This is a genomic window from Pandoraea horticolens (assembly GCF_902459555.1).
Lineage (GTDB): Bacteria > Pseudomonadota > Gammaproteobacteria > Burkholderiales > Burkholderiaceae > Pandoraea > Pandoraea horticolens.
In genome coordinates this window covers 123,167-150,068 of the sequence record NZ_CABPSM010000006.1, presented here as the reverse complement: position 1 = coordinate 150,068, position 26,902 = coordinate 123,167, and the positions used below count along the sequence as shown (strand labels likewise).

Genomic DNA, 26,902 nt, shown 5'->3' with positions numbered 1-26,902 from the left:
TTCACACTTTTCGAACCAGGCCGGACACGGTATCCGGGATCGGCGCGGGGGCGCCTCGTCATGTCGAAGCTGTCGATGCTACAGCGCGCTGCGGCGCGCGCACTGATGGGGACGGTTGCGCTGCTGGCGGCCGTGAGCCCCATGTTGAGCGCCTGTTCGAGCCCGGCGACGGTGCCGATGCCGATGGCCGTGATGCCCATGCCGCGCGTGGCCAACGTGCAAACGGCAGGGTCCATCTATCAGCCGACGACCGCGACGAACTGGTTCGAGACGCCGGTGGCGCATCGCGTGGGCGATCTGCTCACGATCGCGGTGTCAGAGAATTCGTCGGGCACCAACAAATCGCAGAGCGACGTCTCGCGTAACGCGAGCGTCACCGCCAAGAGCGCCAGGCCCGATGGGGCGGATTCGGTGCTCGAGCGCTGGTTCAACATCGGACAGTCGGCCAGCAGCTTCAAGGGCAATGGCACGAACAGCTCGACCACGGCGCTGACGGGCACCATTGCGGTCGCGATCGTGGAGGTGCTGCCCAACGGGGCTTACGTGGTCGGAGGGGAAAAGCAGGTCATGCAGGGGCGGAACATGGAGACGTTCCGTTTCACCGGCGTGGTCAACAAGTTCGACATCTCACCGGGCAATGTCGTGGCCTCGAGCAAGGTCGGCCAGGCCAAGGTGGCGCGAGTGGAGGGGGGGCAAATCGCCGATGGCAGTAACGGCGGCTGGTTGCAGGGCATTCTGCTCGGCGTGTCGCCATTCTGATGAGGCGCCTTGCGACGGTGCTGGCCCTGGCGGCGGCGGCCAGCGCGACCTTGGGCGGGTGCCTCTTCGCGACGCCGGTGCCGGTGATCGCCGCGCAGGTGGCATCCAGTGTGGTGACCACTGGTGTGATGCTGTCGGACCAGTTGCCGTCCATCGTTCCTCCCACCGAGCCCGCCGCACCGGAACTGCTCTCGCGCAGCTTGTGCATCGAGCTGGCGCCGGACGGCATCTCCGATTTGTTGCCGGCGATTCAAGGACGGCTGCGCGCCTATGGGATCGTGAGCACGATCTATAGCCCTGGCACGTGGCCGGCGGGGTGTGTCGTCCTCAATTACACGGTGCGGCGCGCGTGGCGGAATTCGCTGTGGGGCAGTGCGCCAAGCGAATACCTTGCCTACGCGACGCTGACGCTCAGCCAGAACGGGTCGGTCATGAATACGGTGTATTTCGACGGTAGATCGTCGACGATCGAATCGTGGTCGGCGTCGAACTCGCGCATGGCACAACTGGTCGACCGGTTGGTGGTGTTTTGAGCGAACCTTTTGCGGGTTTTGTGAAGACGCGTTCACGCGCCCGTCAGAACCGGTAACTCACCTTGAGACTTCCCGCCTGTGCCGACGCACGCGCCGTATTGATGAGCGCGTCGTAATCGAGGGAGACGTCCCATCGCTTGGCCAGCGTCACGCTTAAGCTCGCGCCGAGCGTCAGGAAGCCGCGTGGCAGATTCGCGCCCGGTGCGACGAAGATCGTCCCGTCCTGTGACGCTACCGTGATAGCGCGGCCGGCATCGAGCAGTTCGTGAGCGTACGCCACGCGGAACTGGACGTTCATGGGGCGTTGCGCATCGCCGAATGCCTTGTCGAAGGTCACGCCGACAAACGGTTGCAGGCTCCGGGTATTGTCTGTGCCGACGCGCAGATTCTGGCCCCCTGCACCGCTTTCGTCGAAGCCGTTCGCGTGAAAATAGGCAAAACGCAGGCCCACCCGGGGTGTCATGACAACACCGCCGAACGCCAAGGGCGCGCTCGCCTGTGTCGCCGCCGTGAATTCCTGCCCGATATGATCGCCTTCGGCCGTGCCTATGTTCGCGAACGGACGCTTCTGCGACAGGAAATGGATACCGTAGCCGACAGTGGCCGCGACGTCGAGGGGCCCCATCTCACGGCTCGCATAGGCGGCCAGACGCAGCGTGTCGCGAGTGCTGGCGTTTGCGGTGTTCTCTTCCGAGAGATCGGCATGGGAATAGCCGCCTGCCAGCCCGAACGTATTGCGCTCCACACGCTTTTGCGCACCGGCGAGGAACCCGTATTGGTTTTCCTGGAAGCCGGTTTGCGTGCTGGTGCCCGACACCCGGCCGTGCAGACCCGTGGCGGTTGCCCAGACTGACGAGAGGCCCGGCGCCTGCGCCGTGTCTCCGGTGGCAAGCCCTGTGTCGACGGCGCGTCGCGTTGCGCGGTCGAGCACGGCCGACGTGACCGACTGTGCGTTCATCAGCGCGGCCGTGCCGAGCGCCGTATACATGCTCGTATTCTTAGGCGCGATGACCACCGGCGTGGAGGGGGCCGACGTCCCCGATGTCCCCGAATTGGGTGAGGCCGGATCGGTCAGCAACAAGGTGACATCGTTCGCGCCATAGGCCACGGACGATTGCAGGCCGCCGAGGTTCGCGCCCGTCGCCAACGTGCCCGTGACCGACGAAAAGCGCCCGCTCACACCGTTCGCCGCGCTTATCACGGTGTAGCGCGTGGCCGAATACGTACCGGGATCGTACGTGATCGCCAGCGCGCCGTTCAACGTCGCGCGGCCCGATACCGTTAGCAGTGACGCCGCCGTAGGGCTGACCTCGATGGCAAGCGTCGCGTTCGATGCCTGTGTGTAGTTCCCATTGACACGTAACGTGCCGATGGACCCGCCAGGCGCCACGACCCCGCTGTTCGAGACATTGCCGAGAACGGTGCCGTGTCCGCGCAGTATCCCTTGCGTACCGACGGCCACGTTGCCGCCGATCGCTGCGCTGTCGTGATTGGCGTCGCCCACTTCGAGCGTGCCCCCGCTGACGGTCGTCGTGCCCGTGAACCCAGTGCTTGCCCCATTGAGTACGAGCATGCCGGCGCCCTGCTTGACGAAGGCGCCGCTACCCACGAGCTGGCCGGCATAGGTACTGTCGGTTGCCGAGTTGACTGTCAGCGTGTTCGCGCCAACGAGCACACGCGTGCCGGCCACGCCATTCAGCCCGGCAAGCGTCTGCGCCCCTGCGGAGGAAAAATCGAGCGTCGCGCCGTTACCCATGAGCGAAAGGCTCGTTGCCGAAGACAAGCTGCCGCCCCCCGTCAGGGCGAGCGTGCCGCCGTTGATGGTGGTCGCGCCCGTGTAGGTGTTTGCCGCAGAAAGCGACTGTGTGCCCCCGTTCAGTGTCAGGCCGCCACTGCCGTCGATGGTGCCCGTGAAAACACCCGATGCATTCGTGAGCGTCAGCGTGCGCGGCCCCAGGGCGACCGCCCCGTTGCCGACGAGACTCGTCAGGGACGTACCGCCCGACGTTGCCGAGATGTCGAGCGTGCCGTTATTGGTGACGCCACCCGATGCGGCGACGCTGCCGCTACCGCTTAACTTCAGCGTTGCACCGTTGTCGATCACGGTCGCGCCGGTATAGGTGCTGACACCTGTGAGTGTCTGCGTGCCGGCGGCCAGACGTACCGCGCCCGAACCGTTAATGACGCCGTCGAACGTGCCGGCCGCATTGGTGAGTGACAGTGTCTGTGCGCCGAGCCACAACGTGCCCGTGCCGGTAAGCGCCTTGATCGACGCGCCTGCCGTAACGGCGGAAATGTCCAGCACAGTGTTCAGCACGATGCCGGACGACTCGCTAATGCTGCCGCTCCCCGACAGTGCGAGTGTGCCGCCACTGATCGTCGTTGTTCCCGTAAAGGTATTGGCACCCGTCATCGTTAGCGTGTTTGCGCCGATGACATTCAGGGTGCCAGCACCGGAAATGATGCCCGACATCGTCATGCCGGTTGACGCCGTGGAGAAGGTGACACCCGACGCCGCGTCGCTCAGGACGACGTCGTTGTTCAGTGCAAGGCCCGTGTTCCGCGCTGCGATGGTGGCAGTCGCCCCTGCATCGAAAAGCAGGTTCCCGAGGATCGAGGAGCCTGTCAGCAGATTCAGCGAGTTGTTTGTGCCGCCGAACTCGATGGCCGCGGCTCGGGTTCCGCCGTTCAGCGCGCCCATGATGAGACCCGAGTTCGTGATCGAATCCATGCCCCGCGTCACGACGCCGACGCCGCCCCCGTTACCCGTACCGCCCGAGATTGTCCCGACATTGCCGAGGCTATTGCGCGTTCCAGAAAGATTGACGCCGGTGCCCCCGGCACCGCTTGCAGCGGACTGCGTAGTGCCAGCCCCTGCAGCGCCTCCTGCGCCGCCCGTGATCATGCCACTGTTGGTGATGGTGGCGCTGCCGCCGAGCACGAGCAGTCCGTCGCCGCCAGCGCCGCCGCCGCCGCTGTAGCCGCCGGAACCCCCGAGACCACCGGCGCCGCCGATAATCGTCGCGCTGTTGTTGATCACCGCCCCGGCTCCGGCCGACGTCAGCCCGCTGCCGCCGCCACCACCACCACCGGCGTTACCTGACACCGTGTTGGTGGTATTTCCGCCGTTGCCCCCTGCGCCGCCCGTGATCGTCGCCGCACCCAAGACGTCGATGGTGCTGAGAAAATAAATCCCCGTATTGCCACCGTTCCCACCGCTTCCGAAGTTGAGTCCGCCCGGTCCGGTATTGCCGGCGTCGCCGGTTACCGGTGAGGCGACGACCACCCCATTGGCGGAGAAGGATAGCGCGGGGTTGTTAGGTGACGCACCGGCCGTGTCTCCGGTTGCGCCCGCGCCGCCGGTACCCAGGGTTCCCCAGCTTCCCGTGTCCTGGACGGTCACGACGTTGATGTCAAGGTGACTGGATCCACCGCCTTGACCATTACCGGCACCGCCGCCGCCGCTTCGTCCCGGAACACCGGCGCCGCCCGATGCGCCGCAGCCGCTGGTGTCGCTGGTGGAGCAGGTCGCTGCCCAGACAGGCGCCGCAGTACCCGCGAGGGCCAGCGCAATGGCCGTGCTGCCAGCCGTTCGAATGAGTCGCACGCCCGTTGGTCTGCGAGCCGAGCCTCGGGCCGGCGCAGTGACGAAATCGAGCGTAGAAGACGTCAGAGACGTCGGAGTGGCGGGTTTCGCCGGGTGGGCTGTGAGCCTGCGTTTGCGTTGGACCACGAATATCCTTCTCGTATCGCACCGTGCATGGCGACCGGCGACCGAGAAGATACGGCCTTTCCCCCGCAGTACGGCAGTTATATGGGACGCCAGCGCTCAGGGAGGTCACGCTTGTTTCGATTTCCGAGCGCTGGAACGTGCGCCATCTAAGGGCGCATCGGACACCGAATGTAATACAAAGTGAGGTGCTTCGCTATCACGTTCAGAAAGTCGTCCCGCTTGGGGCACATCAGGGCGGCCCTGGACAAGCTACTGAGCGCCGTCGCTGGGTGGGCCAGGGATTCCAGCAGGGATCATATCCCGGGCCTGCCGGGGTTCCGCCAACCCATGCCTTGGAGACGGACGGGCTAGGGATTGCGGCGCGATGGGGGGCGATTCCGGTGTTCTGACAATTGCCGAACGCTTATCTCGCGGGCGGCGCGGCGGCGATGGCTTCCGGTTATTACTAAGTGATACAAATTTAATAAACCTGGGTAATTAATAGTATGAAGGTTCGTAATTTCTCTAACGTCGCGCTTGTCAGTCTGCTAGCGATCACATCAAAGCCCGAGTGGACGTGTCGGGAAAGACCTATACGGTTGAGGACTCCGCAGCGCACTGCGATCAATGGGATCGATTTGGTCGCAGAGAATGTCGGCTCGGATACGGCCAACGGCATTGCCACTATCGCGGGTGTGACGGTGAACACGATTCAGCGTGTTCAGCCGCCGGTTGGAATGACAACGCGTTAATTAGTCCGCATCACGACGCGAAGCAAAAAGGGTTGCGAGGCGAACCGCTCTCGCAACCCCTGCTGTCATCTCACCGGCAATGCGCCGTCGCTGGCTTGCCGGTCAACGTCTCGAGTCGGAACGGTCAAAACGACTAAAACGTCAAATACGTTCAAAACGCCCGACGGAAAATCTCCTCGATCCCGGCCCAGTTCGTGCGGCGCAGGCCGGTTGAATCCACACGCATCCTGCCCGGCATTCGCGGCGATTCTCGAAAAATCTCTATAACTACATGATTTAATTGGCGCGCCCGACTGGAATCGAACCAGTGACCCTCGGCTTCGGAGGCCGATACTCTATCCCCTGAGCTACGGGCGCTATGCTGACCACCGGTGAAGAAGGCGCGAACGCGCGACCGGCAGGCAAAGAGGTAGAAGCATAGCGGTTTTGCCGCGCGCCGTCCATGCCCCGTGCATACGCATGCCCCGCAATGCGGCAATTCACTGCCGAGCGCTCCGCTCGCGCGGATTTGCTGTGACTGCAACGCCCCCGCAGTTTGCGCACGAAGCATGCGGAACATGCCTTTGGCTTTCGCGTAAGTTAGGGAAAATACGGGACTTTTGCGGCGTCTGCGCACTGCCTTAGCGTGTCATTGGCCGAGGGTTTGTTGCTACAATGGTTCGTTATTTTGACTGGATGGTGCCAGCTATCCGGTGTGATGCACTCGGTTTCCACAAAAACTATTGAGAGATCCCGCATGAGTGAAGCACATAACGAGCATGAGTCCCTGATCAAAACACCCAAGCAGCTCATCGCCGCGGTCATTGCTGGCTTTCTCGTACCGATCGTCATCATCGTCTTGCTGGTCAATTACGTGGGCAACAACGCCCTGACCGGCGCCGGCAGTTCCGCCATGACCGAAAGTGCCATTGCCGAGCGCATCGCGCCCGTGGCCAAGGTCGAAGTCAAGGATGCCAACGCGCCGCGCGTCTACCAGACCGGCGAACAACTTTATAAGGCCGTTTGCGCCGCCTGCCACGCGGCCGGTACTGCCGGGGCGCCCAAAGTCGGCTCTGCCGACTGGGCCCCGCGTATCGCCCAGGGCTACGACGGAATGCTCAAGATCGCGCTCGCCGGCAAGGGCGCGATGCCCGCCCGTGGCGGCACCAGCCCCGACGACGTGACGGACTACGAAATCGGCCGTGCCATCGTCTATATGGCCAACGCGTCGGGTGGCAAGTTGCAGGAACCGGCCGAACCGGCCCAGCCCGCATCGGGCGCTGCTGCGGCACCGGCCTCGAGCGCACCTGCCGCCGCCTCGGGCGCCGACGCGGGCTCTGCCGCCGCTGCCGCCGCCGCGATGGCGTCGCTTAAGACCGCCGCGCCGGCTACCGCCAGCGCGGGCGGCAATCTCGATGCGGGCAAGAAGCTCTACGACACCGTCTGCATGGCCTGCCACGCGAGCGGCGTGGCGAACGCCCCGAAGTTCGGCGATAAGGCCGCATGGGCGCCGCGTATTGCCACAGGCATCGACACGCTGCACAATGCCGCCATCAAGGGGTTGAACGCCATGCCGCCGAAGGGCGGCGCTGCCACCGCGTCGGACGACGACGTCAAGGCGGCTGTCGACTACATGGTGAACGCGGCCAAGTAAGCCGCCGTGTAAGCCGCATGAGCTGCCTGCCTTGCAGGCGTCGGCGCCATAAAAAATCCCCGCTTCGGCGGGGATTTTCGTTTCCGGCGTTGCGAGTCCGCCCTTCGGCGGATCACACTCGCACGACCATCTGCGGATCGAATGTGGCGTTCTCAACGCGCCCCTCGAAGCAATAGCCGCGCGGATTGCACAGCACCCGGGTGTGGCCCACCCGATAGTCGAACGAATCGTGCGTATGGCCGTGAACCCACAACGCCGCGTCGGACTGGTCGACGAATGAAGTTAAATCCGAAATGAAGGCCGGATTGACGAGCGAACCCGCGAAGCGCGGATGGATGCTTTGCGGTGTCGGGGCATGATGCGTGACCACGACCGTCGGGCCATCGTGCGGTGTGGCGAGTGTGCGCGAGAGCCACGCGACGTTCTCGCGGCATAGTGCGGCGCAGTCGTCGGGTGAGAAAAACGGCAGATCCGACCACGGCGCGGCCGGGTCGCCGATGCGAATGCGCGTGAAGTCGCGCACGAATTTCTGCGACTCCTCGACGACGGCGTCGTGCTTGCCTTCGGCGTCATACAACGCGAAGTCCGTCCATAGCGTGGTGCCGACGAAGCGCACGCCGCCCATCGCGACCGAGCCCCGCTCGAGCAGATGCACGTTGGTGCCGGCGGTGAGGCGTCGCAGTTCGGCCAGTGCGCCCGCGAGCGTCGCACCATAGAACTCGTGATTGCCGGGGACGTAGATGACGGGGCGCGGTAATTGCTTGGCCCACTCGACGGCTTGTGCCGGCCGGCTGATATCGCCAGCGAGAATCGTGACGTCCGCCTCGACGTTGGGAATTGCCAACGGCGCCACGGACAAATGCAGGTCGGACAGAATATGCAGTCTCACGCACCACGCTCCACAAAGGCTTGAGGATCGGAGCCGCACACCCGCTGACGCCGTGTGTGCCAGACGCATCGCAAGCGCGACCGGAAGTGTGGGCATTGGGCCGAAATCAACGCAATTCACGTATCGTTTCGCCCGTTTTTTACCGACTATCGCCCGCCTCGCGCCGATGGTCAAGATGTCTTTGTCATCGAAGGGATGCGCCTCTATAGTGAAACCTCACCTGACGAGTGGAGGCGAGCCTATGCGCATACTGTTGGTTGCTGTTCTGCTTTGTTTGACCGTTCTGGCAGGTGTGTTCGTGGCCTGGAGCCCGGCAGCCGCCTGTGAGCAGACGTCTTCAAGTAGCGGCAAATAGCAGCAAGCATTGATCTCACGGTGCGCTCTACCGCCGCAGACAGCCCCGGTCGGATGTCGCCGTTCCTCAAGCCAGCCCCCGTACGCGGGGGCTATTCGTTTGTGCGGGACGAACCTCCGGCGGCCTCAGGCACCCTCAGGCGCCCGACGACGACGGCGTCTTGTTCGCGCCGCCTGCGAGCATGGCCTTGAGGCTGGCGAGCCGGTCCTTCGGCGACATGGGGGCGTCTTCCGGCGGCGGGGGCGGCGCTTCGTCGAGTTGCATCTCCGGCACGAAACGCGACACTTCGCATGAGAAGGTTTCGCGCGCGCGCTTGCGTTTCTTGCACCACGACAATTGCAGCGTGCGCTGCGCGCGCGTGATGCCCACGTACATCAACCGGCGTTCTTCCTCGATCTTCTCGGCAGTGACTTCCTCATCCTCGCGAATGTGGGGCAGGATGCCTTCTTCCATGCCGACGAGAAACACGTGCGGATACTCCAGCCCTTTCGACGCGTGCAGCGTGGACAGACGCACCGCGTCGGGATCGTCGCCGTCGCGGCCTTCGAGCATCGACATCAGGGCGATGGTCTGGGTGAGTTCCATCAGGCTCTTGCCGTCGTCGTCGAGACCGTCTGCCGTGTCGAAGCCCGTCGTCTGCGTGTCTTCATTGCGCGTGCCTTTGCGCTTCATCCATTCGAGGAATTCAAGCACGGTCGTCCAGCGCGACTGCGCCTGACGCTCGTCGAACGTGTCGTACAGATACGCCTCGTAGTGAATGCCTTCCATCAGATCGTCGATGACCTCGTTGGCCGGGTCGCGCGACGCACGCGCCGCGATGCGCTGAATGAAATCGCAGAATGCCCGCAGCGGTTCGAGCTGACGGGGTTGCAGCCGCGCTTCGACGGCACCCATGTAGACGGCTTCGAACAGCGAGACCTTCGCCTGTCCCGCAAAGCCGCCGAGCACTTCGAGCGTGGTGCTGCCCACGCCACGGCGCGGCGTGGTCACGGCGCGGATGAAAGCAGGATCGTCGTCGGGGTTCGCCAGCAACCGCAGATAGGCGCACAGATCCTTGATTTCCGCCTTGTCGAAGAATGACTGGCCGCCGGAGAGCACGTAGGGAATGCGTTCGCGCCGCAGCACCTGCTCGAAGATGCGCGCCTGATGGTTGCCGCGATAGAGGATGGCGTAGTCGCGAAACTCCGCGCGACGCTCGAACTTGTGCGCCGACAGACGAAACACCACCGATTCGGCCTCATGCTCTTCGTCGTTCATCGCCGTGACGGTGATCGGGTCGCCCAGGCCGTGCTCGCTCCACAGTTTCTTCTCGAAGATTTTCGGATTCTTCGCGATGACGTTGTTCGCCGCCGTCAGAATGCGCGACGTCGAACGGTAGTTCTGCTCTAGCTTGATGACCTTGAGCGTCGGGAAGTCCACCTGCAACTGCTTGAGGTTCTCCAGCGTGGCGCCACGCCAGCCGTAGATGGCCTGGTCGTCGTCGCCCACGGCCGTGAACGCCGCACGCGGCCCCGCGAGCAGCTTGAGCAGCAGGTACTGACAGGTATTGGTGTCCTGGTACTCGTCGATCAGCAGATAGCGCAGCTTGTTCTGCCAGCGCTCGCGCACTTCCTCGTCGCGGGCGAAGAGTTCGGCGGGCAGGCGGATGAGGTCGTCGAAATCGACGGCCTGATAGGCCTGCAAGGTCGCCATGTAATTGCGATAGACGAGCGCGGCCTGGTGTTCGTCGGCGGTCTCGGCGGCGGCCAGCGCCGTTTCGGGCGTGACCAGTCCGTTCTTCCAGAGCGAGATGGCCGTTTGCACGCCGCGAATCATCGCCTTGTCGGTCGTGCCGAGTTGTTCCTGAATCAGCCCGAAGCAGTCGTCTGCGTCGAGAATCGAGAACTGCGGCTTCAGGCCCACACTCTCCGCCTCGCGCCGTAGAATCTGCACGCCGAGCGAGTGGAACGTACAGATCGTGAGCTGATTGACGGGCACCTTGCGGCCTTCCTTGCCGGGGGTGCTGAGCGTCTTGCCTTCGAGCTGCTTGGCCACGCGCTCGCGCATTTCGGCGGCGGCCTTGTTCGTGAAGGTCACAGCGGCGATGTGCTTCGGCTCGAACCCCTTCACCTCGATCAGCCACGCGATCTTCTGCGTGATGACGCGCGTCTTGCCGCTACCCGCGCCGGCCAGCACGAGGCATGGGCCGTCGAAATAGTGCGTGGCTTCGTTCTGGGCGGGATTGAGCGGAAAAGACGACATGGTGTGACGCGATGGGGGTGAGTGCGGTGACCGTCTGGTACGCGTGAGCCACAGTGGGCGCGCGCCGGTACGAGCATCGAAGTTGGCATGCGCCAAGGGGTGGGCAAGTCTATCACGTGGGGTGTGCGCAGCCGTGACATCGCAGTGGCTTCGCGTATGCTCACTGTGGGGCTGGCGCGCCGCCTCGCCGCAGGGGGGGCACGCCGCAGTCTGGCGTCGGCGTAGACGGGGTGCCTATAATGAAAAACGTTGCCATCGTGGTGGAGTCGCCGTGCAATGTCCAACCTGTGGGACGAACAATGCGCCGCGTGCGCCGTACTGTGAGAACTGCGGCGCGAAACTCGCGGATGCCGAACCCGGTTTTCGGGACGACCGTCTGGCGACGGGGGCCGGCGGGGGCAGTGGTGCGCTCGATAGCCTGAGGGGACCCGTGTCCGATACGCGTGACGAAACAGCGCAAGCGGTGTTCGCCGCGGGCGCAGCACCCACGCGCCGCGTCAAACGCGAGCGCGGCGAATCGCCCAGTTGGATCAATGGCGCGCTGGTTCTCGGTACGGCGGTTTTCGCCGCCGTTGCATTGCTCGGCATCTGGTGGAATCTGCGCGCCCCGTATGTCGACCCAGTGCCCAAACCCCCCGGCGGGCTAGCCGTCACCCCCTTCGGTACCCCCAACAACGCACCGCCTGCCGTCGCGTCGGGCGATACGGCGGTCGCCGCCTCCGGCAGCGCCGGGAGCGAGGCCTCCGCCGCATTGGCGCGTGCGCAGGCGCTGGCGGCTGCCGATGCTGCGGCGTCCGGCGCAACGGTCGACGTCGCCTCGGCAAGTCAGCCGGCGGCGCTCACGGCTTCCGCCGCCACTGCGGCCCTGACCGCTGCGGCCACGGCGATGCCTCCGGCCGCGGCCCGCGACAACGCGCCGGACGATATGATGCAATTGCTCAGCCGTCGCAACACCGGTGTCACCGGCAATACCGCGCCACGGCCGACGGCCAATGCCGATCTGCCTGCGCATTACGATAACGGCGACATCGGCCCGCTGGCTGCTGAAGCGCAGCGTCAGGGGGGGCCGGCCGCCCCGGCATCGACAGCATCGGCGGCCGCCACCATTGCGTCGGCACTCGCAAAATGCGATCGCTATCGCTGGTACGAGGTCATTCCGAAGCAGCGCTGCATCTGGGCCGTATGCAATGGACGCTGGGGGAAGGACGGTTGTCCGGCGGGGGCGAATCCGGGCGAGACGCATTGAGCCGCGAACGCGCTTCATGTGACAAAAAATGGCGTCGCCCCGAGACTTGCCGGCTGGCGTGAAACGGCCGCCCGGCACCGCCCAGCGCCGATTCACGCTCAGGCAGCCTGCATCAAATTGACAGCCCTCGGCTTTCCCCGTAAAGTGCGCGAGCGTGGTCGGGAGAGCGCGCCGGGAAGCACATGCCGGCGCCGCCGAAGGGGTAATACCCACAAACTCTCAGGCATCAAGGACCGTCCGCGCCGAAGGCTTCGCCTTCGATCTCTGGAGAGCGGTTGCGGCGTGCATGCCACGCGAACAACCCACCGAAGGGGCCGGTAAGAGCGGCATTGCGCACAGCGCGCCGCACGCACCGGGCAATCTCTCAGGTACCAAGGACAGAGGGGTCATCTCGCCAACTGGCATTGCGCCGGGCACGTGCACAAGCGTGCGCCGGACGCGGAAAGTGCCGGTCGTCGAGATGACCCCTTTTGCGTTTTCGGAGGACGTTTTCCGAAATCCATGAACCTTGAGCCCTGAGGCCCTGACGCTCCGATGACCGAACTCAAACGTACTCCGCTCAACGATACGCACCGCGCCGCAGGCGCCCGCATGGTCGACTTCGGCGGCTGGGACATGCCTGTGAACTACGGCTCCCAGATCGAAGAGCACAACGCCGTGCGCACCGATGCCGGCATGTTCGACGTCTCGCACATGTGCGTGGTCGATCTGCACGGCCCGAGCTGCCGCGAATTCCTGCGCTTCGCCGTCGCCAACAACGTCGACAAACTGCAAACACCGGGCAAGGCGCTCTACAGCTGCATGCTCAACCCGAGCGGCGGCGTGATCGACGACCTCATCATCTATTTCATCGCCGAAGACTGGTTCCGTGTCGTGGTGAACGCCGGAACGGCCGACAAGGACCTTGCCTGGCTCGGCCAGCTCAACGCCCATGGCGACTACAACCTGACGATTACCCCGCGCCGCGATCTGTCGATCGTCGCCGTGCAGGGCCCGAACGCGCGCGCCAAGGTCTGGCAAGCCGTGCCGGGCAGTCAGGCCGCGAGCGAAGCGCTCAAGCCGTTCAATGCCGCGTTCGCAAAGAACACCGCATTCGGTGAGCTGATGATCGCGCGCACCGGCTACACCGGTGAAGACGGCTTCGAAGTCATCGTGAGCGCCGATCACGTGGTGGCGCTGTGGACTGCGCTGGCCGCGGCGGGCGTGCGCCCGGCCGGGCTGGGCGCGCGCGACACGCTGCGTCTGGAAGCCGGCATGAACCTGTACGGTCAGGACATGGACGACGACGTGTCGCCGCTCGACGCAGGCCTCGGCTGGACGGTCGAGAAGGAGAGCGCACGTACGTTCGTCGGCAAGGATTCGCTGCTCTCGCGCGGCCAGACGTGGCGCTTCGCGGGCCTCGTGCTCGACGGCCGCGGCGGTGTGCTGCGTGCGCATCAGGCCGTAATCACCGAGGCGGGCAACGGCGAAATCACCAGCGGCACATTCAGCCCGAGCCTGCAGCAATCTATTGCGTTTGCCCGTCTGCCGAAGGGGGTGCCTGATGGCGCCACCGTCCATGTGCAAATTCGCGACAAGCAATTGCCCGCACGTGTGGTCAAATTACCGTTCGTGCGTCACGGCAAGGCCGTGGTGGCGTAAGTGCCACGGTGCGGCGACACGAAACACCGATAACCGAATACCCCAAACACTGAATTCCGGAGCGTCAACATGGCGAATATCCCCGACAACCTGAAGTACACCGAGTCCGACGAATGGGCTCGCCTCGAAGCCGACGGCACTGTGACCGTGGGCATCACCGATTTCGCGCAGGAATCCCTGGGCGACATCGTGTTCGTCGAACTGCCGGATACCGGCCGCACGGTGGCTGCCGACGAGGCATCGTCCGTGATCGAATCGGTCAAGGCGGCGGCTGACGTTCACTCGCCGGTCGGCGGCGAGATCATCGAGACCAATGTGGAAGTGTCGGGCTCGCCGGATCTGGTCAATGCCGACGCTTACGGCAACTGGCTGTTCCGCCTGAAGCCGTCGAACGTAGCCGAATTGGACAAGCTGCTCAACGCCGAGCAGTACGCCAAGAAAATCGGCGCCTGACGCCAGCGGAAGGTGCCGCGCGACCTTCGGGTCGCCCGGCACCGTCTGCGTTGGCTTTGCGTTTGCAATACCCTGCCGTCACTTGCCGTGATCGAACGAGAGATTTGACCCATGAATGCTTTGACTGACCTGCAAGCTCCGCGCCGCTCGCTCACCGAGCTTGAGCAGCGCGACAACTTCTCCGCGCGCCACATCGGCCCGGACACCCCCGAACAACAGGCGATGCTCACCGAACTGGGCTATGCATCGCGTGCTGCACTGATCGACGCCGTCGTCCCCGCATCGATTCGCCGCGACGGCAGCCAATTTGCCACGTCGCTCGGCCAGTTCGCTGCGCCGAAAACCGAATCGCAGGCGCTGGCGCAACTGCGCGCGCTGGCGGATCAGAATCAGGTCTTCAAGTCGTTCATCGGTCAGGGCTACGCCAATACGTTCACGCCGGGCGTGATTCTGCGCAACGTGCTCGAGAACCCGGCCTGGTACACGGCTTACACGCCGTATCAGCCGGAAATTTCGCAAGGCCGCCTCGAAGCGCTGCTCAACTACCAGCAGATGATTATCGACATGACGGGGCTGGCGATCGCCAACGCGTCGATGCTCGACGAAGCGACTGCCGCCGCCGAAGCGATGACGCTCGTCAAGCGCACGGGCAAGTCGAAGTCGAATACGTTCTTCGTGGCCGACGACGTGCTGCCGCAGACTATCGAAGTGGTGCAAACGCGCGCCAAGCCACTGGGCATCGAAGTCCAGGTCGGCCCCGTGGCCGCCGCGACCGAAGTCGATGCGTTCGGTGTGCTGGTTCAATACCCTGGCGTGGACGGCGACGTGCGCGATCACCGCGCGCTGGCCGACGCCATTCACGCCAAGGGCGGCATGCTGATTGCCGCGGCCGATCTGCTGTCGCTCACGCTGCTCACGCCGCCGGGCGAGTGGGGCGCGGACGTGGCCATCGGTAACAGCCAGCGCTTTGGCGTGCCGATGGGCTTCGGCGGTCCGCACGCTGCCTATCTGGCGACGCGCGACGAACTCAAGCGTTCGATGCCCGGGCGTCTGGTCGGTGTGTCGGTCGACTCGCAGGGCAAGCCTGCGCTGCGTCTGGCGCTGCAAACGCGAGAGCAACACATCCGCCGCGAAAAGGCGACGTCGAACATCTGTACCGCGCAGGCGCTGCTCGCCATCATGGCCAGCATGTACGCCGTGTATCACGGTCCGCAGGGGCTGCGTGTCATCGCCGAGCGCGTGCATCGTCTGGCGGCTGTGCTGGCCGCCGGCCTCACCGCCCTTGGTGCCGCGCCGCGCAACGCCACATTCTTCGACACGCTGACGGTGCCGGTGGCCGGTCGTGCCGACGCCGTTCACACGGTGGCCGCTGCGCGCCGCTTCAACCTGCGTCGCGAAGACGCCGACACCGTGGGCATTTCGCTCGACGAGACCAGCACGCGCGACGACGTGATCGCGCTGTGGGAAGTGGTGGCAGAGGGCCTTGGCAAGAGCGCTATCTCGCTGGACTTCGACGCCATCGAGACCACGGTATCCAACGGGTATCCGGCGGCGCTCGCACGTCAAAGCCAGTACCTGACGCACCCGGTGTTTAATCGTTATCATTCCGAGCATGAGATGCTGCGCTATCTGCGCAGTCTGTCCGACAAGGACCTCGCGCTCGATCGCACGATGATCCCGCTGGGCTCGTGCACGATGAAGCTCAACGCCACCTCGGAAATGCTCCCGGTGACGTGGCCCGAATTCGCTCAGATTCACCCGTTCGCGCCGGCAGAACAAACGGTCGGCTATCGGACGATGATCGATCAGCTCGAGCAGATGCTGGTGGCGGCTACCGGCTACGCCGCCGTTTCGCTGCAACCGAACGCCGGCTCGCAAGGCGAGTACGCGGGCCTGCTCGTCATTCAGGCGTATCACGCATCGCGCGGCGAAGCGCATCGCGACATCTGCCTGATTCCCGCGTCCGCTCACGGTACAAACCCGGCGTCGGCCCATATGGCCGGCTTGCAGGTTGTGGTGGTCGCCTGCGACGCCAATGGCAACGTCGATCTGGCCGATCTGCAAGCCAAGGCCGAGCAGCATCGTGACCGTCTGGCCGCGATCATGATGACGTACCCGTCCACGCACGGCGTGTTCGAAGCGGGCGCGCGTCAGATTTGTGAGATCGTGCATGCGAACGGCGGTCAGGTGTATGTCGACGGCGCGAACATGAACGCGATGGTGGGCCTGTGCGCACCGGGCGAATTCGGCGGCGACGTCTCGCACCTGAACCTGCACAAGACGTTTTGCATTCCGCACGGCGGTGGCGGCCCCGGCGTAGGCCCGGTGGCGGTGGGCGCGCATCTGGCGCAGTTCCTGCCGAATCAGCGCTCGACAGGCTACGCGCGCGCGACCGACAAGGGCGACGGTATCGGCGCCGTGTCGGCCGCCCCGTACGGTTCGGCGTCGATTCTGCCGATCTCGTGGATGTACGTTGCCATGATGGGCGCGCGGGGTCTGACGGCGGCGACCGAAACGGCCATCCTCAACGCGAATTACCTCGCGAAGAAGCTCGCGCCGCACTATCCGGTGCTGTACACGGGGCCGGGCGGACTGGTCGCGCACGAGTGCATTCTGGATCTGCGTCCGCTCAAGGACGCCAGCGGCATTACCGTCGACGACGTTGCGAAGCGTCTGATGGACTTCGGCTTCCACGCGCCGACCATGAGCTTCCCGGTGCCGGGCACGCTGATGGTCGAGCCGACCGAGTCGGAATCGAAGCACGAACTCGATCGCTTCATCGAGGCGATGGTCACGATTCGTGAGGAAATCCGTGCCGTGGAAGAGGGCCGTGCCGATCGCGAGGACAACCCGCTCAAGCATGCTCCGCACACGGCCGATGTCGTGACGGCGGACGAATGGCCGCACGCCTATGCCCGCAGTCAGGCGGCGTACCCGGTCAAGACGCTGCGTGAGCGCAAGTATTGGCCGCCGGTGGGGCGTGCGGATAACGTCTACGGCGACCGGAACCTGTTCTGCGCCTGTGTGCCGATGAGCGACTACGAATAAATCGTCGCAGAATCCGGACAAACGGGGGCTGGCAGAAACATTGCCAGCCCTTTTTTGTCTCAATGGATGTAACTCGAATGCGTCATCCTGACGGCATTCGTTGTGTCACCAATACGTTTCAGAACCTCAGGGAAGCCCCATGGCCGTTTCAGTTTTCGATTTGTTCAAGATCGGTATCGGACCGTCGAGTTCGCATACCGTGGGGCCAATGCGCGCGGCGCTGATGTTTGTGCAGGGATTGGAGCGTGACGGCTTGCTGCCGCAGGTAGCGTCGTTGCGTGCCGAGCTATACGGCTCGCTCGGCGCGACGGGCAAGGGTCACGGCACCGACAAGGGCGTGCTGCTCGGTTTCATGGGGGAAGCCCCCGACACCGTCGATCCATCGACGATTGCGGAGCGTCTGGCGACGTTGCGCCGCGCGAAGGTGCTGTCGATTCTCGGCAAGCACGACGTGCCGTTCATCGAGAAAGAGCACATTGTGTTCTACCGTCGCGAGGCGATGGCCGAACATCCGAATGGCATGAAATTCCATGCGTTCGACGGCGAGGGCAACAAACTGCGCGAAGGGCGATACCTGTCGGTCGGCGGTGGTTTCGTCGTGACGGCCGGGGCGTCGAACACGCAGGTGCTGGCTGCGCACGATCAACTGCCGTACCCGTTCCGCACGGGCAAGGAACTGCTGGAGATGTGCCGCGCGAGTGGCAAGAGCATCGCGCAGTTGATGTGGGAGAACGAGAAGGTCTGGCATCACGGCGAAACCGCAGAAGAGGATATTCGCCGCGGCTTGCTCAACATCTGGCAGGTGATGCAGTCGTGCGTGACGCGCGGTTGCGGTATCGGTAACGACGAAGCCGACGGCGAACTGCCGGGGCCGCTGCATGTGCGGCGTCGCGCGCCGGAGTTGTATCGTCAGCTAACGCAACGCGCCGAGCGTACGTTGTCCGATCCGCTGTCGGTGATGGACTGGGTGAACCTCTACGCCATTGCCGTCAACGAAGAGAACGCCGCAGGCGGACGCGTGGTGACGGCCCCGACGAACGGCGCGGCCGGCATCATCCCGTCGGTGATGCACTACTACGACCGTTTCGTGCACGGTGCGAACGAGCAGGGCGTGATCGACTTTCTGCTGACCGCCGGCGCGATCGGCATTCTGTACAAGCTCAACGCCTCGATCTCCGGCGCGGAAGTGGGCTGCCAGGGCGAAGTCGGCGTGGCGTGCTCCATGGCTGCTGGCGCGCTCGCTGCGGTATTGGGCGGCACGGTCGAGCAGGTTGAGAACGCCGCCGAGATTGGCATGGAGCACAATCTTGGCCTGACCTGCGACCCGGTCGGCGGGCTGGTGCAGATTCCGTGCATCGAGCGCAATGCGATGGCGTCGGTGAAGGCAGTGAATGCGGCGCGCATGGCGCTACGGGGTGACGGTGCGCACTACGTATCGCTCGACTCCGTGATCAAGACGATGCGCGAGACCGGCGCCGACATGAAGACGAAGTACAAGGAAACGGCGCGAGGGGGGTTGGCGGTGAATATCGTGGAGTGCTGAACATTCGATGATTTGATTGCTTTCGATATGCAAGCTGCGCGGTGAAAGCCGCGCAGCTTTTCTTTTTTGTGACGGCGTTTCTGTATACGCCCGCGCCATCCGCGTTTCCCGGGCAAATCCCAAACTGGCATGCCGCACCCTCGCTGAGAATGTCGGCTTTCTACGTTAAACAAAGACGAGTTGCCTCCGGCCCCGATCGGAGAAATTGCCAAGGACACTATTACTGACATGGTGCTCGTCGGCATCAATCGCGGCGAGGGTTGGGCAATCTGGAAGTACTCGGTCAACGGCACTGCTCAGTTCGGGCGGGGTTATCGGGGTGTCGATACATACTCCGTTTCGAACGCGATAGTCTGCGGCGTTTCGTCTCGTCTCGAGGATCTGATGTCGGGGCTAAGTGGTTACGGGACTAATCAAGTCCTTACGCATGCGATCGGCAGACGAGTCTGGGCCATCGGTCGATATGCCAGCCTATTTGCGGACTCAGGAGACTTGATAAAAGGGGCCCGAAAGTGCAACGTAGAGAGTTTTTCCCGAACTCGCGACGGAATGGAATACGGTCACGTCAGCGTGAGTGACAGGTCGGAAATTCGGAGCGACGGCATGTTCATTCCGTATTACAACGGCCGTGATTACTTCCGGGCAACGTGTCGATTCGAGTCCGCCCGGGACGTGCGCGATGCCGGTTTTGACGAAGTGTAGTCTGCGCAGCAGCAGACGGCATAGGTAAAGCTGTGTTTTGCAAGGCGGCAAGCAGCAAGCAACAGGCCGATTTTCGCCACGTTCCACGCCTGGCCGGTGGTCACGGAAGCCGACGCCGTATATATTTAGGCATGCGAAACATGACGTCAAAAAGGGGTGTTGCAAAAACGGAGAGAGCCCATAGATTTGTGCTTTTGTAATTTCCTTTCGGTTTCCTGTTTGCTTGCGCGACTAATCGGCCATTTCCCAATCATGACGAGAAAGCGCTCCCGGATAATGGCCGCTTACAGCAGTCCAGCAATCGAGAACGCTCGGCCTGACGGGCCAATTCGATGGGAGCATGACAATGCGCAGAAAACAAACAGGGTTCTTTCTGGTCTCGGCAACGGTCGCCGTTGCCGTTTTGGGCATGGTGCTTACGTTTTGGAGTGCGAATCAGGCGCGGCAGGCGCGGGTCGAGCGGGCGGAGCAGGTTGGTGAGGCCATGAAAGCCATCGGCGAGGCGGCACAGAGCTTTATCACGTTAAATTACCGCGAAATCGACGATCTGCTTAACGGGGTAAAAAGCGAAATTGTTCTTGGTTCTCAGAATGATCGATTTACGGCGGCGACCCATTCAGGGACAGACCCCTATATTGAAGATCTGACGGCTACCAGATTACTGGCCGCACTTAATCTTGGCGGTATGGGGAGTCGGCCGCCGCATGGGGTTGGAGAGTACGTGATTCGGGTATCTCGGGTATGCGACCAATCGCGACGATTGTGTAATCTTGAGTCACTGATTTATCTTTCGGAACCGATGAAGCGCACTGACTCGTCCGCACCGGATTTCGCGGCTGCAGCAATTGCGGTGCGCAAGATTGGGTCGCTGGGCGGTCTCTCAACCGCAGACAACCCCAATGAATTCCGATTTGTCGATGGAGAGGGGCATGTCAGGCCAATTGACAACCCGCTGCGAAGTCCGGGCCTGATCGCTGTGCGCGGTCGCTTTGATACCAGTGCCCTGAACGTCAACGTGAGCCGCGACGGGAGGCGAGGCCCGCTAAATGACATGAATTTCGAGCATGTCGATAACGCTGGTATGAAGAAGCGATCCAGCATCGTAGGCTTAAACAATATTGTCGGCACCGGCAAGCTCAGTATGAATGAGTTGGAAGTGGGGGCCGCGACGATCAAAGGCACGCTGAATCTGGACGCGGGCGCTGACGCCGCAGGGGGCAAGCGCAATCAGGACATCGTTGGCGCAGGGAATATCGACGGCAACGGCAAGCTCACCATGAATGGCATTCATGCGAGCAGCGCGCAAATAACGGGGAGCGCCAGCATCGACGCGTTGACGGCCGGTGCGTTGACGGCCGAACGCGGCGCCACTATCGAGGGGGTGCTGCGCATGCAAAACAACAACATCGAGAGCGTGGGAAAGGTCACTGCGGCCGAAGTCGAGTCGAGGGGCCTTAAATCCACATCCGGCGTCGTGGAACTGAAGAAAGAAGTCCCTGCCGGGAGCCGGTGTGACGTCTGGGGACTTGGACGGGATTCCGGCGGCAGAATAATGTCGTGTCAACGGGACCCGAAAAATCCGAGCCATTGGAAATGGATGCTTGCGAGTACCCCCAGGACCGTAAATGAGGTGCCTGATGACATCATCAAAGAGGTCCTTCGAGGCAACGGCTGGAAGATGTACAAATTCGCGCTGAACGGACGTAACGCGCAAAACGTTCGTCCGGCGGATGAGAAAAAAAAGATCAGCCATTTCATTGTCAGCGCGGCAGATGCATGTACGTTGGATCCTATGGAGGGGCCTCCTGGAGACAATGCGAAACTGGAGAGGTACTGGCGAGGGTTTAAGGTTTCCGGTGGAGGGTCAGATCGGTCGCTGATCTGTTTTACAAAAGGTTTCTCGGACGGAAGCATTTATCGGGAGAATAGTAGAGCCTATTGGCGCGTCAGCGCGAACGTATACAACGAGGACAACCCTGAATTCAAAAGCACACTCGCGGCGTTGTTGCTCCGGGGTCCGGGCCCGACTTTGCCCCCGCCTCGTGCCAGAGTCGAATTTAGAGACTTCAAATTTGACCGTTTCAAGTACCTTGCCGGCGATGCCGGGCATCACTATTCCTTGGGCGATTGGGAGCGGTGCATAAAGGACCATTCGTATGGTAATGCGTGGGCGGGCAGCGAACTAACGCTCTATGAGCCAGGTGAAAAAGGATTTTCGGAATGGGTGTTGCGCGTGAAAAAGCGCGATGGCCGGGCGCTTTGCTGGAAAGCCGTGACGACATCCTGAGTCGATTCAACCTACGATTGTCCTGCCTGTGATCGTCACATGACCGTCACGTATGATCGGTAATCTACCTCTCGATGTCTCCTTGCCTTGTCTTTGAGCCGCGCGGCGTTTGCCGGGCGGCTTTTTTCTTGTCGAGCGATTGCGTATAGGAATTGACGGAAAGTCCCGTCGCTTTCTATCGCACCGGGTCAAATCTTGAGATTCTTCATCGCTTGCCCTCTGTTATTCCGTGGGCCTACGAGTCGTTGCGATAGGAGACACGTGACATGGAGAGTTGGCTCAAGCCGTTGGTCGATGTCGTCGGTGGGGTGTTGTCGGGATACCCCCTTGTGGTCACCTTGTTGGGGGCGGGGTTGTACTTTACTGTCCGGTTCGGCGGGATTCAGATTCGTGCCCTTTGGCACAGTATCAGCCTGCTGCGCTCCTTCGGGACTACCTCGGGCATCTCGCCGTTTCAGGCGTTTGCTACGGGATTGGCGAGCCGCGTCGGCACCGGCAACATCGCCGGGGTGGCCGTCGCACTGACCATCGGCGGTCCTGGCGCCATTTTCTGGATGTGGATGACGGCGCTGCTCGGCATGGCGTCTGCGTTCGTCGAATCGACGCTGGCGCAAATCTTCAAGATTCCGCACCACGACAACACCTTCCGCGGCGGCCCGGCGTATTACATCGAGATGGGGCTAGGCTCTCGAAAATTCGGCATCCTCTTCGCGCTGGCGCTGCTATTCACCTTCGGTTTCGCGCTCAACTCCGTGCAGTCGCACTCGATTGCCGAAGCGCTGGAAGCGTCGTTCGGCTGGGAGCGCACATGGATCGGCATCACCCTGGTGTTGATGACGGCGCCGATCATCTACGGCGGCGTGCGACGTGTTGCGCGCTTAGCGCAATGGATTGTGCCGGTGATGGCGATCGCCTATCTTGGGCTCGCCGTGTACATCTGCATCGTCAATATCGATCAGATCCCCGGCATGATGTCGATGATACTGCGGCACGCCTTCGGGCTTGAGCCTGCCGCCGGCGGTATTGCCGGCTATGCGGTGAGTCAGGCGGTGTTGATGGGGGTCAAGCGCGGTCTCTTCTCTAATGAGGCGGGTATGGGCAGCGCGCCCAACGCGGCGGCGGTGGCGACGACCCGGCATCCGGTGCAGCAAGGGTTGATGCAAATGCTCGGCGTGTTCTTCGACACGATCGTGGTGTGCTCGGCGACGGCATTCATGATTCTGCTCTCCGGGGAGTTCATGCCAGGCGCCGCGCCCGAAGGCGCCGTGCTCACACAACGCTCGCTGGCGGCTCACGTGGGTAACTGGGCGGTCGTCTTCACAGGGGTCACCGTGTTCTTCCTCGCGTACTCGAGCGTGCTGGGTAACTACGCATATGCCGAAGTGAACATGGACTACCTGACACAACGTCCGTGGCTGCTCAATATCTTTCGTGCGCTGGTGCTGCTCGCGGTGATGCTCGGCTCCGTCGCCAGCCTGCCGTTGGTATGGAGCTTTGCGGACGTCGGCACGGCTTTGATGGCGTTCATCAATCTGGTCGCCATCGGCATGCTGATGAAGTATGCGTTGATCGCGTGGCGCGACTATCAGGCGCAGCGCAAGGCGGGTATCGTCGAGCCAGTCTTCATGCGTGACGTGCTGCCCCCGGCGATGCGAGAGCGCCTGTCAAAAGATGTCTGGTGTGCCGAGCGGGGTGATGAACGTTGATAGCGGTCCATCTAATTTGGGCATTTGATGTTCCGTCGACCGTCGAATTATGAAAAAAGCCGCGTGGCGAAAGTCATGCGGCTTTTCATTTTGGGGTTTCGCTTCTGGATTCGTCGTCACCACTGGGAGGTTAACGGATATTTCCCAATCCTCGCGTGAGTCGCCTCACTGACAATGCCATATTCCAACGATCCCGCAATCGCCGGCATGTGATGCCGAGCGCTTGCCGGACAATTCAAATGAGAGCGCGTCAATGCGAAGAAACCAATCCGGTATCTTTCTCGTCTCCGCCGCGGTAGCGATTGCTGTGGTCGGCATGCTGATTACGTTCTGGGGGGTCAACCAGATGCGGCAGATGCGCATCGAGCGGGCAGAGCGCGTCGGGCACGGACTCAAGATCATTGGTAACGCGGCAGACACGTTCGTCGCGAAGTACTACAAGGATATCGAAGCGACACTATCGACACCCAGTCGAGCCTTTACCGTCAAAGGGCACACGTTCACCCACACGCCACCGACTTCGTCGTTCGGTTACTCGTACATTGGAAACCTGGACGCGCTATCGCTCATTAAGGTGCTTGATCTTTCCGGCGCAGGAACCAAACCGCCGCACGGCCTGGGCAACTACGAGATCCGGGTGTATCGGAAATGCGATGGCGACACCCCGCCAAATTGCCAGATCAATTCGCTCACCTATCTCACTGAGCCGGCAAAGCGCGCCTATTCGTCCTCGCCCGACTACGGTTTCGCTGCGATTGCCGCGAAGACGGTCGGTGTCTTTGGTGGCACGTCGACGATTGACCGGCCGCAGGAATTTCGATTCGTCGACGAGAACATGCGGCCGATTCCGGATGCCGTGCCGAATCCGTTGGCCAAACCTGGATTGGTCGCCATGCGCGGCGGCTTCCTGACACACAGCCTGGACGTCAATGTCAGGCGTGACGGATCGCGCAACATCACAGGCGATCTGGATTTTCAGAGCAACAACTCCAACCAGAGCATCAAGGGCATCAAGAACATCGTTGGTGTAGGAAAGCTCGAGATGAAGGAGTTGGAGATCAAGGGTAAGGCGACCATCAAGGGTCCGCTGCATTTGAGCGAAGGAACGGACGCGAGCCGACAGGACATCGTTGGCGCGCGAAATATCGAAGGCAAGGGCAAGCTGACGATGGCTGAACTGGACGTGCAAGACGCGACCGTGGGTGGCGACGCGACCATTAGAGGCAGGTTGGCGGCAAAAAAAGGGGCCACGATAAGCGGCGCGCTGAGCATGGAGCGCAACAATATCGAAGGCGCGAACCGGGTTGAGGCAACCCGGCTGAGATCCGAGTCGGGCGTCATTCAACTGGACGGCGTCAATGCGCTGAATGGCAGTTGCCGGGCGGGGGAAATAGGTCGCGACGCCAACGGAAAAATGTTGTCGTGCCAAAACACCTACTACGGCTGGTCATGGCAACTCGCGACGATAACCAAAACCATCACCAACGTCGTGGAGAAGGAGGTGGAGCGAGTCGTCGACCGGCCCATCGTGATGGCGAAATGGACGCAAACGTACGCTGGCTGCAATGGATATAAGATGCCCGCGAGGGGTACTTGGCGTTGGAGCGGATACTTCGGAAAGGTCGCTAACGCCGAGTTCTGCACCATCGTCGCGAAAGGGTGGTGTGACTCAAGCGCGTTCGGATACTGGGATAACGCCGGCGTGTATAACGTTGACGAAAGGGGCCGCTCAACCACTTCCGGCGGTACCCCTTATGTCTACTTTGGAAATACCTACGGTGAACTGATGTGCGGATTCAGATCGAGGGAGGACGCGCTCGCGGGCGGGTTTACGATTTGCAATGCCAGGACGAACAATTGCGAGTCGCAATATTGAGCCCATATAGCCAACGCCTCTGCATCGCCTTGCCCACCTGCGCCTTCACCCGACGCCGCTCGCCACTCGCCACTCGCCACTCGCCACTCGCTGAGCGGCTTCTTTTCAGTCGCGGTGAAATGCCAAAAAACACAAGGGCCGGTGAGTCATCCTCACCGGCCCTTGTCGATGGTGCTGCTATCGAAGCGTTATCGGCTTACTTGCCGCCGACCGTCTCCAGCACGGTCCACTTGCCGTCGACTACCTTGTAGACGGTGATCGAACCGTACTTCAGATCGCCCACGCTGTCGTAAGCCAGCTCACGCGTGGTCACACCGGGCATGCTCGTCTTGGCGAGCACCGGCAGATACTTCGCCGGATCGGTCGAGTTGGCCTTCTTCATGGCCGACATCATTGCCATTGCGCCGTCATAGGCATACGGCGAGTACGTCTCCGGGGCGCTGCCGAATTTGGTCTTGTAGCGCGACTCGTACGCGGCACCGCCCGGCATCTTGTCGAGCGGCAGACCGGCCAGCGAGACGACCGAGCCGTTGGCGGCGTCGCCGGCGATCTTCAGGAAGGCATCCGACTTGACCATTTCGCCGGCCATCAGTGTGCTCTTCATGCCAAGTTCGCGCATTTGCTTGGCGAGCGGGCCGGCTTGCGCGTCGGCGCCGCCGTAGAAGATCACGTCCGGGCTGGCGCGCTTCAGGTTGGTCAGAATGGCACGGAAGTCCACGGCCTTGTCGTTGGCGAACTCGCGGCGAACGATCTTGCCGCCAGCGGCCTTGGCGGCCTTCTCGAACTCGTCGGCCAGACCCTGGCCGTAAGCGGTGCGATCGTCGACGATCGCGATGTTCTTGAAGCCCAGCTTCTTGACGGCGAAGTTACCGACGACCGAACCCTGCTGGATGTCCGAGGTCATCATGCGGAACGTCGTCTTGAAACCCTGCTTGGTGTATTCCGGGGCCGTCGCCATGGCGATTTCGGGGATACCGGCCTGCGCGTAGATGCGCGATGCCGGAATCGTCGTGCCGGAATTGAAGTGGCCGAGCATGCCCTTGACGCCTGTGTCGACCAGCTTCTGCGCGACCAGCGAACCCTGACGCGGGTCAGCCTGATCGTCTTCGGCCTGCAACACGAACTTCACCGGCTTGCCGTCGATGATCGGCTTCGTGGCGTTGTATTCGTCGACGGCGAGCTGGATGCCGTTCTGCATGTCCTTGCCGTAGTGGGCCTGGGCGCCCGTGAGCGGTGCGGCAAAGCCCAGCTTCACTTCCTGCGCCTGTTGTGCACCGGCGGTGCCGAACGCGAGCAGACCCGCGAGCGTGACCGCGCTGAGCGTAAGCTTCGATTGCATCAACCCTCTCCTTGCATGTGTATGTCGTTGAGTGGCGCACCTGCGGGATCGCCGCGGTACGCCTTTCTTTGAACGCCGTCGAGACAAGGCCGGTCAGGCCCAGGACGGCATCAATCGCAATCAAACGCAGAATGCGTCCGACGCGGCAGTATTGGATGGCTGCGCGCGCCGGTCAAGAGGGACATAT

Annotated in this window: 15 protein-coding genes, 1 tRNA gene and 2 riboswitches; of the genes, 11 read left to right on the top strand and 5 right to left on the bottom strand. The window is 62.5% G+C overall.

Annotation, left to right across the window (positions count from 1 at the left end; all coding sequences use genetic code 11):
* Positions 1 to 60: 60 nt before the first annotated feature.
* Positions 61 to 759, top strand: coding sequence for a flagellar basal body L-ring protein FlgH (locus tag PHO31112_RS12205; protein ID WP_150620758.1), 699 nt, complete (start codon positions 61 to 63; stop codon positions 757 to 759).
* On the top strand, positions 759 to 1,292 hold the full coding sequence (locus tag PHO31112_RS12200; protein WP_150620757.1) for a hypothetical protein: 534 nt from the start codon (positions 759 to 761) through the stop codon (positions 1,290 to 1,292). Before PHO31112_RS12205 ends, PHO31112_RS12200 begins: the two co-directional genes overlap by 1 nt.
* A gap of 43 nt (positions 1,293 to 1,335) precedes the next feature.
* Here PHO31112_RS12200 and PHO31112_RS12195 read toward each other — a convergent pair whose 3' ends face one another.
* The gene (locus PHO31112_RS12195; RefSeq protein ID WP_246178101.1) at positions 1,336 to 4,899 is read right to left on the bottom strand and encodes an autotransporter outer membrane beta-barrel domain-containing protein; all 3,564 of its coding nucleotides are present in this window, start codon (positions 4,897 to 4,899) and stop codon (positions 1,336 to 1,338) included.
* Between the two features lie 1,138 nt (positions 4,900 to 6,037).
* Positions 6,038 to 6,113, bottom strand: a tRNA-Arg gene (locus tag PHO31112_RS12190).
* A gap of 379 nt (positions 6,114 to 6,492) precedes the next feature.
* Here PHO31112_RS12190 and PHO31112_RS12185 point away from each other — a divergent pair.
* Entirely contained in the window at positions 6,493 to 7,389 is an 897-nt protein-coding gene (locus PHO31112_RS12185; RefSeq protein ID WP_150620756.1) for a c-type cytochrome, read from the top strand.
* A gap of 112 nt (positions 7,390 to 7,501) precedes the next feature.
* On the opposite strand, the gene PHO31112_RS12180 is transcribed toward PHO31112_RS12185, so the two are convergent.
* Both PHO31112_RS12180 and PHO31112_RS12175 read right to left on the bottom strand, forming a co-directional pair.
* On the bottom strand, positions 7,502 to 8,278 hold the full coding sequence (locus PHO31112_RS12180; RefSeq protein WP_150620755.1) for a metallophosphoesterase: 777 nt from the start codon (positions 8,276 to 8,278) through the stop codon (positions 7,502 to 7,504).
* Between the two features lie 490 nt (positions 8,279 to 8,768).
* Positions 8,769 to 10,874 (bottom strand): UvrD-helicase domain-containing protein, encoded by a 2,106-nt coding sequence (locus tag PHO31112_RS12175; RefSeq protein WP_150620754.1) that lies wholly within the window; start codon positions 10,872 to 10,874, stop codon positions 8,769 to 8,771.
* A 271-nt stretch (positions 10,875 to 11,145) separates the two neighbouring features.
* On the opposite strand from PHO31112_RS12175, the gene PHO31112_RS12170 reads away from it, so the two are divergent.
* The 8 genes from PHO31112_RS12170 (at position 11,146) to PHO31112_RS12135 (ending at position 25,376) form a co-directional block, all read left to right on the top strand.
* Positions 11,146 to 12,120, top strand: a complete 975-nt coding sequence (locus PHO31112_RS12170) for a zinc ribbon domain-containing protein (RefSeq protein ID WP_150620753.1) — start codon at positions 11,146 to 11,148, stop codon at positions 12,118 to 12,120.
* Between the two features lie 149 nt (positions 12,121 to 12,269).
* Positions 12,270 to 12,366: riboswitch (glycine riboswitch) on the top strand.
* A gap of 8 nt (positions 12,367 to 12,374) precedes the next feature.
* Positions 12,375 to 12,511, top strand: a riboswitch (glycine riboswitch).
* Between the two features lie 143 nt (positions 12,512 to 12,654).
* Positions 12,655 to 13,761 carry a glycine cleavage system aminomethyltransferase GcvT gene (gene gcvT / locus PHO31112_RS12165; protein ID WP_150620752.1) on the top strand — a complete coding sequence of 369 codons (1,107 nt, stop codon included), beginning with the start codon at positions 12,655 to 12,657 and terminating at the stop codon, positions 13,759 to 13,761.
* A 69-nt stretch (positions 13,762 to 13,830) separates the two neighbouring features.
* Positions 13,831 to 14,214, top strand: a complete 384-nt coding sequence (gene gcvH / locus PHO31112_RS12160) for a glycine cleavage system protein GcvH (RefSeq protein ID WP_150620751.1) — start codon at positions 13,831 to 13,833, stop codon at positions 14,212 to 14,214.
* 111 nt (positions 14,215 to 14,325) lie between these two features.
* Positions 14,326 to 17,262, top strand: coding sequence for an aminomethyl-transferring glycine dehydrogenase (gene gcvP, locus PHO31112_RS12155; protein ID WP_150620750.1), 2,937 nt, complete (start codon positions 14,326 to 14,328; stop codon positions 17,260 to 17,262).
* Positions 17,263 to 17,401: 139 nt separating this feature from the next.
* On the top strand, positions 17,402 to 18,805 hold the full coding sequence (locus tag PHO31112_RS12150) for an L-serine ammonia-lyase (protein ID WP_150620749.1): 1,404 nt from the start codon (positions 17,402 to 17,404) through the stop codon (positions 18,803 to 18,805).
* A gap of 1,048 nt (positions 18,806 to 19,853) precedes the next feature.
* Positions 19,854 to 21,794, top strand: coding sequence for a hypothetical protein (locus tag PHO31112_RS12145; RefSeq protein ID WP_150620748.1), 1,941 nt, complete (start codon positions 19,854 to 19,856; stop codon positions 21,792 to 21,794).
* Positions 21,795 to 22,060: 266 nt separating this feature from the next.
* On the top strand, positions 22,061 to 23,500 hold the full coding sequence (locus PHO31112_RS12140; RefSeq protein WP_150620747.1) for an alanine/glycine:cation symporter family protein: 1,440 nt from the start codon (positions 22,061 to 22,063) through the stop codon (positions 23,498 to 23,500).
* A 253-nt stretch (positions 23,501 to 23,753) separates the two neighbouring features.
* Positions 23,754 to 25,376 (top strand): bactofilin family protein, encoded by a 1,623-nt coding sequence (locus tag PHO31112_RS12135; protein WP_150620746.1) that lies wholly within the window; start codon positions 23,754 to 23,756, stop codon positions 25,374 to 25,376.
* Between the two features lie 196 nt (positions 25,377 to 25,572).
* On the opposite strand, the gene PHO31112_RS12130 is transcribed toward PHO31112_RS12135, so the two are convergent.
* Positions 25,573 to 26,715 carry a branched-chain amino acid ABC transporter substrate-binding protein gene (locus tag PHO31112_RS12130; protein WP_150620745.1) on the bottom strand — a complete coding sequence of 381 codons (1,143 nt, stop codon included), beginning with the start codon at positions 26,713 to 26,715 and terminating at the stop codon, positions 25,573 to 25,575.
* Positions 26,716 to 26,902: the final 187 nt, after the last annotated feature.

Coding starts and splice junctions, on each gene's coding strand:
- PHO31112_RS12205 (WP_150620758.1), top strand. CDS start 61: ATGTCGAAGCTGTCGATGCTACAGCGCGCTGCGGCGCGCGCACTGATG.
- PHO31112_RS12200 (WP_150620757.1), top strand. CDS start 759: ATGAGGCGCCTTGCGACGGTGCTGGCCCTGGCGGCGGCGGCCAGCGCG.
- PHO31112_RS12185 (WP_150620756.1), top strand. CDS start 6,493: ATGAGTGAAGCACATAACGAGCATGAGTCCCTGATCAAAACACCCAAG.
- PHO31112_RS12175 (WP_150620754.1), bottom strand. CDS start 10,874: ATGTCGTCTTTTCCGCTCAATCCCGCCCAGAACGAAGCCACGCACTAT.
- gcvT (WP_150620752.1), top strand. CDS start 12,655: ATGACCGAACTCAAACGTACTCCGCTCAACGATACGCACCGCGCCGCA.
- gcvH (WP_150620751.1), top strand. CDS start 13,831: ATGGCGAATATCCCCGACAACCTGAAGTACACCGAGTCCGACGAATGG.
- gcvP (WP_150620750.1), top strand. CDS start 14,326: ATGAATGCTTTGACTGACCTGCAAGCTCCGCGCCGCTCGCTCACCGAG.
- PHO31112_RS12150 (WP_150620749.1), top strand. CDS start 17,402: ATGGCCGTTTCAGTTTTCGATTTGTTCAAGATCGGTATCGGACCGTCG.
- PHO31112_RS12145 (WP_150620748.1), top strand. CDS start 19,854: ATGCGCAGAAAACAAACAGGGTTCTTTCTGGTCTCGGCAACGGTCGCC.
- PHO31112_RS12140 (WP_150620747.1), top strand. CDS start 22,061: ATGGAGAGTTGGCTCAAGCCGTTGGTCGATGTCGTCGGTGGGGTGTTG.
- PHO31112_RS12135 (WP_150620746.1), top strand. CDS start 23,754: ATGCGAAGAAACCAATCCGGTATCTTTCTCGTCTCCGCCGCGGTAGCG.
- PHO31112_RS12130 (WP_150620745.1), bottom strand. CDS start 26,715: ATGCAATCGAAGCTTACGCTCAGCGCGGTCACGCTCGCGGGTCTGCTC.